The sequence below is a fragment of the Ralstonia mannitolilytica genome (assembly GCF_905397375.1).
Classification (GTDB): Bacteria; Pseudomonadota; Gammaproteobacteria; order Burkholderiales; family Burkholderiaceae; genus Ralstonia; species Ralstonia mannitolilytica.
The window spans coordinates 1-12844 of record NZ_CAJPVG010000007.1 but is presented as its reverse complement, the minus strand read 5'-3'; the positions used below and the strand labels follow the sequence as shown (position 1 = coordinate 12844).

Here is a 12844-nt window from a genome sequence, read left to right as displayed (position 1 = left end):
TGACTGCATGATGTGATCGTTTTAATAGGAAATGTAAATAGTCGACCAAAGCATGCGTGTTAGACTCGCGCCCATGCTCAAGCTTTCCCACCCGATCTCCAGCCTTTTGGCCGGCCGCACGCTGCGTGCCTGGCTGACGCACGGCACCACGCTGCTGGTGCTGGCGGGCTGTGCCGCTGTCCCGGGCGAACCGCCTGCGGGCACACAGACCGGCGTGCAGGCCAGCAAGCCCGCCGCACCCGCGACTGCCCTCAAGCCGGCCGACCCGCGCGACAACCCCGACGCCTGGGGTTCGCTGTCGTTTCGCGGCGTGCCCGATTCGAACGGCCTCAAGCTCGACGAGAACACCGACACCACGCCCGGCCTGCGCGCAGACCTGGGCACCTTCGAAGAGCGCGGCATCGCCTCGTGGTACGGCCGCGGCTTCCACGGCCGGCGCACCGCCAGCGGCGAGCGCTTCGACATGAATGCCTTCACGGTGGCGCACCCGTCGCTGCCCCTGCAGAGCTGGGTGCTCGTGCGCAACCTCGCCAACGACCGCGTGGTCGTCGCCAAGGTGACGGATCGCGGCCCGTACTACGGCAAGCGCATCCTCGACATGTCGTACGCCGCCGCCAAGCGGCTCGATTTCGTCAAGCGCGGTTCGACCCGCGTGGAGATCCGCCGCCTGTCACGCGCAGAAGTCGAAGCGCTGCGCCCCGAGCTCACGCAAACCGACGTGGCCAGCAACGATGGCGATGCCGATGTGGGCGCCGACGACCCCACGCCGGCCAAGCGTGTGAAGCATCGCGCCAGGAAGGCGCGGCACCGTTAATCCTTCCCGTCGTTCTTGAGCGCCAGCGCGCTCTGGTACAGCGCATCGACCGGCGCACCGGTGATCGCGCCCGCCAGCTTTGCCGCGCGTTTGGCCGGCAGCTCGGCCAACAGCAGACGCAAGACCTGGTCCGCTGCCAGGGCCGTGGGCGCCGCGTCCTGCGCGCCCGCACCTTCCACCACCAGCACGAATTCGCCCTTGCCATGCGAGGCATCGGCGGCCAGCCATGCGGGCGCCTCCGCCGCCGGCAGCACGACGATCTGCTCGAACAGCTTGGTCAGTTCGCGCCCGATGAGCACGCGCCGCGCCGGCAGATGCTCGGCCAGCGCCGCCAGTGTCGCGTCGATGCGATGCGGCGCCTCGTACAGGACCCACGCCGGCCCGTGCGCCGCCCATTGGCGGATGGCCGCATCGCGCTGCCCCGCCTTGGGCGGCAGGAAGCCGACGAAGGTGAATTGCCCGGCGGACGTGTCGAGCAGCTCGCCAGCGGCCGAGAGCGCAGTCACCACGGCACTGGCGCCGGGCAGAGGAATCACGCGATGGCCCGCCGCGCGCACGGCCTGCACAATGCGCGAGCCGGGGTCGGACACGCCCGGCGTGCCGGCATCCGACACATAGGCGATGCGCTCGCCCTGCGCCAGACGCGCCACGATGCGCTCGGCTGCTTCGCGCTCGTTGTGCTCGTGTGCGGCCAGCATCGGGCGCGACAGTCCCAGCCGATTGAGCAGTTGCCCCGTGTTGCGGGTGTCCTCGCAGGCCACCGCATCGACCAGGCCGAGCACGTGCCGCGCCCGCAGCGATACGTCGGCGGCGTTCCCGATGGGGGTGGCCACCACATATAATGCGCCGGCGGGGTAATGCTGGTCGTGCGCCAGCAGGGTCCAGTCAGGATCACTCACGAGAACTTCTCTCCGTCACTTGGTTCAAACCGCCAATGCACGCGCCGCAGCCCGTCTCTTCGCAGTCCACGATGCCACTCACAGCCGCGACCGGCGATGCCGGCGAAGACCGCGCACTCCGCTATCTGCAAGCGCGGGGCCTGTCGGTGGTCACGCGCAATTATCGCTGCAAGGCCGGTGAGATCGACCTGGTGATGCGCGATGCGGCCGGCGCGCTGGTCTTCGTGGAAGTCCGTGCCCGCGTGGCACGCTCCACGCAGCGCTTTGGCGGTGCGGCCGCCAGCGTGACGCCGGCCAAGCAGCGCCGCCTGATCGCGGCGGCCGAAGATTTTCTCGCGCAGCAGGCGCAGGATGTCCCCGCCTGCCGCTTTGACGTCATCGCCATCGACGGCACGCGCATCGAGTGGATGCGCGATGCCTTTGGTGTCGAAGCGTGAATCTCGCTCTTGTCGCTCTTCTCTCTTCCGGACTTCATTCAAGGACAGCATGAAACCCTCGTCGCCTACGTCTGCCCGCTTGCGTCACTCGGTCAAGCGCACCGTTGTGCTGGCCGCCCTGGCCGGCATCACCGCCACGCAGCTGACCGCCTGCTTCCCGCTGTTTGCCGGCGCCGTGGCCGGTGGCGTCGCCCTGGCCACCGACCGACGCCCGACCGCCACGCAGACCATCGACCGCGGCCTGCAGATGGAGGCCGAGAACACGCTGATCTCGCGCTACAACGGCCGCGCGCACGTCAACGTCACCGTCTACAACCGCAAGGTGCTGCTGACGGGCGAAGCCGGCACCGAGCAGACCAAGCAGGAGATCGGCCAATACGCGCAAAAGCTCGAGAATGCGCGCGAGGTGGTCAACGAGCTGGTCGTGACGCCTGAATCGAGCACGATGAGCTCGCGTGCCAACGACACCTACATCACCACCAAGGTGAAGGGCGTGCTGGCCGGCGCGGAAGGCGTGCCCTGGAACTCCATCAAGGTGACCACCGAAGCGCAGACCGTCTTCCTGATGGGCGTGGTGACCGAAGCCGAAGGCAACCGTGCCACCGAAGCGGTGCGCACCGTGGGCGGCGTCAACAAGGTCGTGAAGGTGTTCGACTACGTGAGCGAAGACGAGCGCAAGCGCCTGGACGCGAATGCCACGTCGACCAACCCCTCGGTGGCGCCCGACGCGTCGCAAGGCACGCCCGCCACGGTGCGCGGCACGCCGACGGCCACGCAGGCCCCCGCGCCCGTGACCTCCGCATCGCCCGGGGTGACGGTGTCGCCGACCACCTCGCCGGCGCTGCCGCCGGGCAAGCAGCTGCCGTAACGGTGCCGGCAGCCTCGGCCCCCACCGCTTTGCAAAGAACGCAGCCATCGCGCTGCGTTTTTTGTTGGCTGCGCGCATCACCCAGGCACATGGCCGGCGGTGCGTGCTAGCGTATGACGCTTGCCCGACTTCGCTGCCCCCCATGCCCGTCGTCCACCGTCTTGCCGCCGCGGCTCTGCTGGCGGCACTGCCCACGGCCCGCGCGGCCGATCGTCCGCCCTCCGACCCCCAGGCCCGCACATGGGCGGCATCGTGCGCGAGCTGCCATCACGCCGATACCGCGCCGGGCGCCGGGCGCGCCGTACAGACGCTGCCCCCGCTCGCGGGCCGCTCGCAGGCCGAGCTGATCGATACGCTGCAGGCGTTCCGCAACGGCACACGCCCGTCCACGGTGATGGGCCAGATTGCGCGTGGTTATGACGATGCGCAGATCGCCGCCATTGCCGGCTGGCTGTCGCGCCAATCGCAGGAGGCACCATGACCGCATCTCCCTGCACGAAGGACCGGCGGGCCGTGCTGCGCGCGCTGGGCGCGACGGCGCTGGCCGGGCCGCTGGCGGCATGTGCGTCGCTGTCGGGCGCGCGCAATGCGCGTGTCGTGGTGGTTGGCGGCGGCTATGGCGGGGCCACGGCGGCCAAGTACGTACGCACGTTCTCCGGAGGGCGTGTCGACGTGACGCTGGTCGAGCCGAACGCGACGTTCGTTTCGTGTCCCTTGTCGAACCTCGTGGTGTCCGGCGACCGCGACCTGGCGTCGGTGACCGTGCCGTACGACGCGCTGGTCGGGCGCCACGGGGTGCGCTGGGTGCGGGATCGCGCATCGGCCATCGACGTCGGTGCAAGGCAGGTGCGCCTGGCCGGCGGCGGCACGCTGGATTACGACCGCCTGATCCTGTCGCCCGGCATCGATTTCATTGCGGGTGCGATTCCCGGCTTGGCGAACCCCGCCACGGCGGCACAGGCGCCGCACGCGTGGAAGGCCGGCATGCAGACGCTCGCGCTGCGCCACCGGCTCGAGGCCATGCCCAACGGCGGCACGGTGGCGATCAGCATTCCGCTCGCGCCGTATCGCTGCCCGCCCGCGCCGTACGAGCGTGCCTGCCTGATCGCGCACTGGCTGCAGCGCGCCAAGCCCGACTCGCGCGTGCTCATCCTCGATGCCAATGACGATGTGACGTCCAAGGGCGCGCTGTTCAAGCGCGTGTGGGCCGAGCGCTACCCCCGGCATATCGAATATCGGCCGCAATACAACGCCGTCGACATCGATGCGACCGGCCGCGTACTGAAGTTCGACGTGCAGGACGACGTGCAGGCCGATGTGGTCAACCTGATCCCGCCGCAGCGTGCCGGAGCGATTGCCGTGCAGGCCGGGCTGGCGACGGCCAACGGACGCTGGTGCGAGGTCGACTTCCTGTCGTTCGAATCGAAGGTGGCGACCGGCGTGCACGTGATCGGCGATGCCATCCAGACCGCGCCGCTGATGCCCAAGTCCGGCCACATGGCGAACCAGCACGGCAAGGTGGCCGCCGCCGCCGTGGTGGCGATGCTCGCCGGCCACGCGCCCGATGCGTCGCCGCTGTATACGAACACCTGCTACAGCTTCACCGCGCCGGACGAGGCGATGCACGTGGCAACTGTCCACCGCTATGACCCCGCCGAGCGCACCATGGTGACGGTGTCCGGCGCCGGTGGGCTTTCCGAGGCGCCGTCCGTGGCGGAGGGCAGGCTCGCGCAAGGCTGGAGCCGCGCGATCTGGTCGGACATGCTGGGCTGAGCACGCGGCTTCCCGCGGCGGCACGAACAATGCGCAAGATTGAGCAAGTCGCGCGTGCCGCGCGCGCCTAGAGTGCGTCAGATGGCCGCGCGGGCGGCCGCAACACCATTCCGATCATCATGTCTCCCAAGGATCTGCTGCTGGCCCTGACCGTTGTGCTGGTATGGGGCGTCAACTTTGTCGTCATCAAGGTGGGCCTGCACGGTGTGCCGCCCATGCTGCTGGGTGCGCTGCGCTTTGCGCTGGTCGCGTTCCCGGCCGTGCTGTTCGTGCCGCGCCCCAAGATTGCGCTCAAGTGGCTGGTGGCTTACGGCGCCACCATCAGCTTCGGACAGTTCGCGTTCCTGTTCTCGGCCATGTATGTGGGCATGCCGGCCGGGCTGGCCTCGCTGGTGCTGCAGTCGCAGGCCTTCTTTACGCTGACGATTGCCGCCATCGTGCTGCGCGAGCCGATCCGCTGGTTCCACCTGGCCGGCATGGCGGTGGCCGCGGGCGGGCTGGCCGTCATTGGCATGGCGGGCGGCGGCTCGGTCACGGGCATGACCACCGCCGGCTTCTTGCTGACGCTGTGCGCGGCGTTTTCGTGGGCCAGCGGCAACATCGTCACCAAGCGCGTCGGGCCGGTGAATGTGGTCAGCCTGGTGGTGTGGGGCGCGCTGATCCCGCCGATTCCGTTCCTGCTGCTGTCGTTCTGGATGGAAGGCCCGGAGCAGATCGCGCACAGCCTGGCGAACATCGGCGCATCGAGCATCGGGGCGATCGTCTACCTGTCGTTCGGCGCCACCATCTTCGGCTACAGCCTGTGGAGCCGTCTGCTGGCGCGCTACGCGGCCAGCCAGGTTGCGCCGCTCACGCTGCTGGTGCCGGTGGTGGGGCTGGTGTCGGCGGCCGTGCTGCTGGGCGAGCGGCTGGTGCCCGCGCAATGGCTCGGCGGCGCGGTCGTCATGGCGGGGCTGCTTCTGAACGTTTTCGGCGGCCGGCTGGCGGCGCGGCGGGCGATGGCCTGAGGCGCATGCCACCCGCCGCCAAGCGCCCGGGCCGCGACGTTGCCGGCGTTTGGCTTTGGGGCGGCGGCAGGGCGGTTGCCCACACTTGGGGCACAATACCGGGTCCGATTCTCACCATCTGGCCCGCGCACGCATGCGGGCAGCCCCACCGTCTGGAGACCACATGAAGTTCGCCCCCACGCTTGCTGCCGGCGCCGTGCTGGCCGGCCTCGCGCTGTCCGCCGCGCCCGTGCACGCCGCCGTTGACGCGGCCCGCGCGCAATCCATCGCCAACCAGAACGCCTGCATGGGCTGCCACGCCGTCGACCGCAAGCTCGTCGGGCCGGCGTACAAGGACGTGGCCACCAAATACAAGGGCGATGCGGGCGCAGAAGCCAAGCTCATCAAGAAGGTGCGCGAGGGCGGCATGGGCAACTGGGGCCAGATCCCGATGCCGGCCAATCCGAAGATTGCCGATGCCGACCTGAAAACCGTGATCGACTGGGTGCTCGCGGGCGCCCCGGCCAAGTGAGGGCAGGGCGATGAACGAACCGATCAACGTGAGCCGCCGCGACGTGTTGCGCGCGGGCGCGATGATGGCGCTGCTGGTCTCCGCCGGCATCGCCACGCCCGCGCAGGCGGCCGAGTGGAACAAGGCCGCCTTCAGCGTCAAGGGCGTAAACGACGTGCTCAAGCAACTGGGCGGCGGCGCGGTCGACAAGGGCGGCGCCGGCATCCAGCTCACCGCACCGGACATTGCAGAAAACGGCGCCGTGGTGCCGCTGGTCGTGACGAGCACGCTGCCGGGCACCGACCTCATCGCCATCCTGGTCGAAAAGAACCCGAACACGCTGGCCGCCACGTTCGCCATTCCGGCCGGCACCGACCCGTTTGTCAGCACGCGCGTGAAGATGGGCGAGACGTCAACGGTCTACGCCGCCGTGCGCGCCAACGGCAAATGGGTGCTGGCGAGCAAGGAAGTGAAGGTCACCCTTGGTGGCTGCGGCGGTTAAACCTCAGGAGAACACACCATGGCAGACCCGATGCGCATTCGCGCAATGGAAAACGGCGGCACCACCGACGTGAAGATCCTGATGAAGCACGACATGGAAACCGGCCAGCGCAAAGACGCGTCCGGCAAGGTCGTGCCCGCCTGGCACATCACCAACGTGACGGTGCAGCACAGCGGCAAGACGGTGCTGGACGCGCAGTTCGGCCCGGCCGTGTCGAAAGATCCGTTCCTCAACTTCAAGTTCAAGGGCGGCGCCAAGGGCGACAAGGTGACGGTCACGTGGGTCGACAACCACGGCGACAAGCGCACCGACGAAACGTCCATTCAGTAAACAGCAAAGGCCCGGAGGCCCACATGCGACGCAGCTTCTTTCGTGTGACCGCCGCGCTGGCGGCCTTGAGCGTGGCCGGCAAGGCCGCTGCCCAGAACGCCCCGCGCGCTGGCGGCGCCGGTGCCCGCTACAAGGTGGTCTACCAGCTGAGCGAAGGCATCGACCAGGCCGTGCGCGCCATCGGCAACCTGCGCAACCACCTGAACGGCGCACCCGGCACGAAGATCGTGGTGGTGGCGTTGGGCCACGGCATCGACTTCCTCGTTGAAGGCGCCAAGGATGCGCAGGGCCGCCCGTTTGATGCACCGGTGGCGGCGCTGGCCAGCATGGGCGTGGAGTTTCGCGTGTGCCACAACTCGCTGATGGCCTTCAAGGTGCCGGAAGACAAGCTGCTGCTCGAAGCCAAGGTAGTGCCGGCCGGCGTGGTGGAAATCACCCGCTTGCAGCAGGAAGAAGGTTTCGCCTATATCAAACCGTAGGCGACCCACGGAGGGGACCGTGAAACACAAGACATGGACGATGGCGCTGGCTGCGGCGTTGGTTGCCGGCAGCGCCGTCATGGCATCCGCGCAGGACGCCAAGGACAGCACCGCCGCCGGCATCGCGCAGTACCGCGAGATGCTGGCCGACGGCAACCCGGCCGAACTCTGGGAAGCCGCCGGCGAAGAACTCTGGAAGAAGCCCGCCGGCCCCAGGCAGGCCTCGCTTGAAGCATGCGACCTGGGCCTTGGCCCCGGCGTGGTGAAGGGCGCCTACGCCAAGCTGCCGCGCTACTTCAAAGACACCGGCCGCGTGATGGACGCCGAACAGCGCCTCATGCATTGCCGCATGACGCTGCAGGGGCTGACCAAGGAAGAGGCATCGGCCCGCCCGTTCTCGTCGCCCGGCAAGCCGTCGGACATTGAACGCCTGATGGCGTACATCACGTCCGAATCGCGCGGCGCGGCCATCGACATTCCGCTCGCCCACCCCGAAGAAAAGCGCGTGTACGAACTCGGCCGCCGCATGTTCTTCTACCGCGGCGGCGCGTACGACTTTGCTTGCGCCACGTGCCATGCCCAGCCGGGTTTGCGCATCCGCCTGCAGGAGCTGCCTGACTTGCTGACCGCCGACGGCGCGCGCTTTGCGTATTCCACCTGGCCGGGTTATCGCGTCTCGCAGGGCGAGGTACGCACGATGCAGCACCGCCTGTATGACTGCCTGCGCCAGCAGCGCTTTCCGGAACCGCTCTACGGCAGCGAGGTGATTACCGCGCTGGAGATGTTCCTCGCCCGCAACGCCAACGGCGGCAAGATGGACGCGCCGTCCATCAAACGATGACACGATGAGGCCACGTATGACCCGACTGACCCCCATCGTTCTGACGGCACTCACATTGGCCCTGGCTGCCGGCACCGCGCACGCAGCCGACGCCCCCAAGGCCGTCACCCCGCCCAAGCCCGAAGCCAAGGCCGACGCGGCGCTCGCCAAAGTCATCCAGGAGAGCTTTGTCTCCAAGGGCCCGGCCACCGTGGAAGGCGTGACCGAGCGCGACGACGTGCAGAAGGTCTGCAGCCAGTTTGCCGACCGCAATGCCGTGCCCGCTGCGGTTGCCAAGAAGCTGGAAGACGCGCAATTCAAGACCATCCGCTACCCGGCGGACAACACCTGGCTGGGCGACTGGAAGGAAGGCGAGAAGACCGCGCAGAGCGGCCGCGGCATGCAGTTCTCCGACCCGGCCGGCGGCGCGAACGGCGCCAATTGCTATGCGTGCCACCGCTTGTCGAAAGACGAACTGTCCTACGGCACCATCGGCCCCTCGCTGTACCAGTACGGCAAGCTGCGTGGGGATTCGGAAGCGATCCTGCGCTACACGTGGGGCAAGATCTACAACTCCAACGCGTATGCGGCGTGCTCCAACATGCCGCGCTTCGGGCACAAGGGCATCCTCACCGAACAGCAGATCCGCGACGTGATGGCGCTGTTGTTCGACCCGGCCTCGCCCGTGAACCAGTAAGCCGATAACGCCATGCGTACGCTTCGACGGTTCCTGATGTGGACGGCAGCGGCGATGGTGTTTGCCGCCGCGCAGTTTGCCAATCATGCGCAGGCCGTCGAAGTGGGCGATGTGGTGGCGCTGCCCGACGTGCAGTTGCTCGACGGCACGCGCTTGCCGGGCGATGCATGGCGCGGGCACCCCGTCATCATCGCCACGTGGGCGTCGTGGTGCCCGTTCTGCGCGCTGCAGAACCCGCGCCTGCAAAAGCTCTACGACGCCACGCGCGGCACTGACCTGCGCATCCTCACCATCAGCATCGACGCCAACCCGCAGCTCGCGAAGGACTACGTCGCCAAGCGCGGCTTCACCTTTCCGGTGACGATGGAAACCGACGCGCTGTGCGCCGCCACCGGCCCGCGCAAGGGCCTGCCCGAACTGCTCGTGCTCGACGCCAAGGGCCGCGTGGTGCGCAAGGAAGTCGGCGAGATGCTGGAAGACGACGTGGCCGACTTGGCACGCTACGCACACAGCCCCAAACAATGAACCGCCGCGAATTCGTTCAAGCCCTGGCGATTGCCGCAGCCGCCGGCCTGCGCCTGACCGACGCGCACGCCGATACGTTCAGCTATGACGTGCCGCGCTTCGGCAACGTCCACCTGCTGCACTTCACCGACTGCCACGCGCAGTTGCTGCCCATCGAATACCGCGAGCCCAGCGTCAACCTGGGCGTGGCGCAATGGGCCGGGCAGCCGCCGCATCTGGTCGGGCACGCGCTGCTCAAGCGTTACGGCATTGCGCCGGGCTCGCGCGCCGCGCACGCCTTCACCGCGCTCGACTTTACCGAGGCCGCCCGCCGCTACGGCCGCATGGGCGGCTTCGCGCACCTGGCCACGCTCATCAAGCGGCTGCGCGCCACGCGCCCGAATGCGCTGCTGCTGGATGGCGGCGACACCTGGCAGGGCTCCGCCACCGCGTTGTGGACGAACGGCCAGGACATGGTCGACGCGGCCCTCGCGCTGGGCGTGGATGTCATGACCCCGCACTGGGAGATGACCTACGGCGCCGACCGCGTGCGCCACGTGGTCGATCACGATTTCAAGAACAAGGTCGCCTTTGTCGCGCAGAACATCCAGACCGCTGACTTTGGTGACCCGGTGTTCGACCCATATGTGCTGCGCGAACTGAACGGCGTGCCGGTCGCCATCATTGGGCAGGCGTTTCCGTACACGCCGATCGCGCACCCGGCGGATTTCACGCCCGACTGGACCTTCGGCATCCGGGAAGAACGCCTGCAGAAGATGATTGACGAGGCGCGCGGCAAGGGCGCCAAGGTGGTCGTGCTGCTGTCGCACAACGGCATGGATGTCGACCTGAAGCTCGCCTCGCGCGTGCGCGGGTTGGACGCCATCCTGGGCGGGCATACGCACGATGCCGTGCCCGCGCCCGTCAAGGTCAGCAACCCGGGCGGCGTGACGCTCGTCACCAACGCGGGCGCCAACGGCAAGTTTGTCGGTGTGCTCGATCTGGATGTGCGCGGCGGCACCGTGCGCGACATCCGTTACACGTTGCTGCCCGTGTTTGCCGATCTGCTGCCGGCCGACCCCGCCATGACGGCGCTGATTGACCGCGTGCGCGCGCCGTACAAAGACAAGCTGGGCGAAACGCTCGCCACCAACCGCGGCCTGCTGTACCGGCGCGGCAACTTCAACGGCACGTTCGACCAGCTCATCGTCGACGGCCTGATGCACGCGCAGGGCGCCGAGATTGCCTTCTCGCCCGGCTTCCGCTGGGGCACCACGCTGCTGCCCGGCGAAGCCCTGACCATGGAAGCGCTGATGGCCCAGACCGCCATCACCTACCCGGCCACCACGCTCACCGAGATGACGGGCGCCACCATCAAGACCGTGCTGGAAGACGTGGCCGACAACCTGTTCAACCCAGACCCGTACTACCAGCAGGGCGGCGACATGGTGCGCACCGGCGGCCTGCGCTACACCATCGACCCGACCCGGCCGATGGGCCGCCGCATCACCGACATGCGCCTGGGCGACAAACCGCTCGACGCAGACCGCCGCTACAAGGTGGCCGGCTGGGCCGCCGTGTCGCCCGAAGCGCGCAAGGCCGGCGGCCGCCCCGTGTGGGACGTCCTCGCCGACTGGCTGCGCGACCAGCGTGAAGTGACCGCCCGGCCGCTGAATACGCCGCGCATCGTGGGCGTGGACGGCAACCCCGGCATGGAGGCCGGGGCGGGTTGACCCGCCATTGAAGCCGCCCGGGAATTTGGGATAAACTTTGCGGCTACGGGCCGATAGCTCAGCTGGGAGAGCGCCGCGTTCGCAATGCGGAGGTCGGGAGTTCGATCCTCCTTCGGTCCACCAATACCTAACGCCCAACCCTCATCGGTTGGGCGTTTTCATTTGCGGGTTCCGCGACACCATGCGGGGTTTGGCGGCGTTCCGCGTGTGCCACGCGGTAGTGGCAGGGTGGCCGGAAGTCGCCCGGTTCGACTCTCTTCTGCTCTCAGTTCTCTCAAAACCCGCGCCAACTTCTTCGCCGGAGCGCACGCAGACGGGCTTGCGCATCAACGACTTGTGCGTGCGTCACCGCGATCGGTTGTCCATCGTGCTTGGATGGGCAACGCATCAAGCCTACGCGGGAGTCGATGCTGCAGCACAGGGCATGGCGTACAGGCCCGCGCGCTTCTGCGTGACCACGAGCGTTCGATAAGCAAAGAGCGGCCCTTCGGCCTCGGGCTTGCCCTTGTCGCGCGCCTTGACCTTGAACACGTCGATGGGCTTGTCACTGTCTAGCCCGGCGCGCCGCATGATCTGTTCGGCGGTGCGGGGCTCCCCCTTGAACGACCACAGGGCCTCGAACACTGCTGCCTGAGCCTCGGTCAGCCGGATCGGGCCGTGCGGCCAGTCGGGCAGCGTGACCCAGCGGAAATCCGCCGAGAAAGGCCCCTTCACCGGCGTCGTTGGATCGCTGGCCTGCGGTGCTGGCGGCTCTCCCGTCGGGGCGATGAACGAGATGCCGCCTCCGTAGAAGGCGAAGCGATCCTCCAGAGCCAACCACTCCACGGCCGGGCCGAAGGGCGCCCCGCGCGTCTCGCGCGGCTTCGGCGTGATGACGCGGATCGGCCCGCCTGCGACCCGCACCCGCTCCAGCAGGGCCGGCTCGCGCCATAGCCGGATCAGATCGCGCGCCAGCAGGACTGGCGAGCACCGGGAATCGCCAAGGCGCCACACGCCATCGCCGAGGGCGTCGATGCCGTCGCGGCTCTCGATCGAAAGCGCCAGCCGCAGCTTTCGGCGCAGCCACTCCTCGTCCAGCGCCAACGCGGCCATGTCGTCGGCCTCGACGGCCACCGGCCCGCACTCGGGGCACTGACAACTACACCCCCGGCGCCCGCCGCCCCAGACCTGCGCCCGGTGCTGGTGGCAGTAGGGACACAGCACGAATCGCTGGTCCAGGGTCGTGGGCTTCACCGCCTGCCCGAGGGCCGGCAAGGCGGCGCTCTCGCGGGGAGAGAGCGCGGCTCGAAGGATGGGCGTGCCGCCCGCGAACAAGCGGCACACCAAGGCCCAGGCGTCGTGCGTGGCCACCGGTTAGTCCTCGCCAATCGTGGAGGGATGCGGCTCAGGATTGGCCGTGTCCGCTTCCGGCGGCGCTTCCCGGACGTTCAGCGTCTGGCCGGGCTGCAAGATGCCCAGCGAGACCAGGTAGCCCTCCAACTGCGCCTGCAA

At 68.4% G+C, this 12844-nt stretch carries 16 protein-coding genes and 1 tRNA gene; 15 read left to right on the top strand and 2 right to left on the bottom strand.

The annotated features are described in order from the left end of the window. Positions 1-73: 73 nt before the first annotated feature. Positions 74-814, top strand: coding sequence for a septal ring lytic transglycosylase RlpA family protein (locus KHN96_RS14130; protein ID WP_062737707.1), 741 nt, complete (start codon positions 74-76; stop codon positions 812-814). Here the strand turns inward: KHN96_RS14130 and rsmI are convergent. After that, positions 811-1713: a 16S rRNA (cytidine(1402)-2'-O)-methyltransferase gene (gene rsmI / locus KHN96_RS14125; RefSeq protein ID WP_045785235.1), complete on the bottom strand. Its 903-nt coding sequence runs from the start codon at positions 1711-1713 to the stop codon at positions 811-813. The two genes, KHN96_RS14130 and rsmI, sit on opposite strands and share 4 nt — an antisense overlap. Positions 1714-1748: 35 nt before the next feature. Here rsmI and KHN96_RS14120 point away from each other — a divergent pair, with 35 nt between their 5' ends. The 14 genes from KHN96_RS14120 (at position 1749) to KHN96_RS14055 (ending at position 11476) form a co-directional block, all read left to right on the top strand. Further along, on the top strand, positions 1749-2150 hold the full coding sequence (locus tag KHN96_RS14120) for a YraN family protein (protein WP_045785234.1): 402 nt from the start codon (positions 1749-1751) through the stop codon (positions 2148-2150). Positions 2151-2199: 49 nt separating this feature from the next. Continuing rightward, a complete protein-coding gene (locus KHN96_RS14115) occupies positions 2200-3018 on the top strand; it encodes a BON domain-containing protein (protein ID WP_045785233.1) in 819 nt (272 codons plus the stop codon). Between the two features lie 142 nt (positions 3019-3160). Then, positions 3161-3499, top strand: a complete 339-nt coding sequence (locus KHN96_RS14110; RefSeq protein WP_045785232.1) for a c-type cytochrome — start codon at positions 3161-3163, stop codon at positions 3497-3499. Further along, positions 3496-4791: an NAD(P)/FAD-dependent oxidoreductase gene (locus KHN96_RS14105; RefSeq protein ID WP_045785231.1), complete on the top strand. Its 1296-nt coding sequence runs from the start codon at positions 3496-3498 to the stop codon at positions 4789-4791. The genes KHN96_RS14110 and KHN96_RS14105 overlap by 4 nt, the downstream gene beginning before the upstream one ends. 119 nt (positions 4792-4910) lie before the next feature. Next, entirely contained in the window at positions 4911-5798 is an 888-nt protein-coding gene (locus KHN96_RS14100; protein WP_045785230.1) for an EamA family transporter, read from the top strand. Between the two features lie 163 nt (positions 5799-5961). Continuing rightward, on the top strand, positions 5962-6309 hold the full coding sequence (locus KHN96_RS14095; RefSeq protein ID WP_045785229.1) for a c-type cytochrome: 348 nt from the start codon (positions 5962-5964) through the stop codon (positions 6307-6309). 10 nt (positions 6310-6319) lie between these two features. Continuing rightward, positions 6320-6790, top strand: a complete 471-nt coding sequence (soxY, locus tag KHN96_RS14090) for a thiosulfate oxidation carrier protein SoxY (RefSeq protein WP_045785228.1) — start codon at positions 6320-6322, stop codon at positions 6788-6790. An 18-nt stretch (positions 6791-6808) separates the two neighbouring features. Beyond that, the gene (soxZ, locus tag KHN96_RS14085; protein WP_004628733.1) at positions 6809-7120 is read left to right on the top strand and encodes a thiosulfate oxidation carrier complex protein SoxZ; all 312 of its coding nucleotides are present in this window, start codon (positions 6809-6811) and stop codon (positions 7118-7120) included. 23 nt (positions 7121-7143) lie between these two features. Then, positions 7144-7599: a DsrE family protein gene (locus KHN96_RS14080; protein WP_045785227.1), complete on the top strand. Its 456-nt coding sequence runs from the start codon at positions 7144-7146 to the stop codon at positions 7597-7599. Between the two features lie 40 nt (positions 7600-7639). Further along, positions 7640-8440, top strand: coding sequence for a sulfur oxidation c-type cytochrome SoxA (soxA, locus tag KHN96_RS14075; protein ID WP_045785226.1), 801 nt, complete (start codon positions 7640-7642; stop codon positions 8438-8440). Positions 8441-8456: 16 nt separating this feature from the next. Beyond that, the gene (soxX, locus tag KHN96_RS14070) at positions 8457-9116 is read left to right on the top strand and encodes a sulfur oxidation c-type cytochrome SoxX (RefSeq protein ID WP_045785225.1); all 660 of its coding nucleotides are present in this window, start codon (positions 8457-8459) and stop codon (positions 9114-9116) included. 12 nt (positions 9117-9128) lie between these two features. Continuing rightward, on the top strand, positions 9129-9641 hold the full coding sequence (locus tag KHN96_RS14065; protein WP_045785224.1) for a TlpA family protein disulfide reductase: 513 nt from the start codon (positions 9129-9131) through the stop codon (positions 9639-9641). Next, positions 9638-11353, top strand: coding sequence for a thiosulfohydrolase SoxB (soxB, locus tag KHN96_RS14060; protein WP_045785223.1), 1716 nt, complete (start codon positions 9638-9640; stop codon positions 11351-11353). Before KHN96_RS14065 ends, soxB begins: the two co-directional genes overlap by 4 nt. Before the next feature lie 47 nt (positions 11354-11400). Then, positions 11401-11476 (top strand) — tRNA-Ala (locus KHN96_RS14055). A gap of 270 nt (positions 11477-11746) precedes the next feature. Here KHN96_RS14055 and KHN96_RS14050 read toward each other — a convergent pair. Then, the gene (locus tag KHN96_RS14050; protein ID WP_115044234.1) at positions 11747-12703 is read right to left on the bottom strand and encodes a hypothetical protein; all 957 of its coding nucleotides are present in this window, start codon (positions 12701-12703) and stop codon (positions 11747-11749) included. Between the last annotated feature and the right edge of the window lie 141 nt (positions 12704-12844).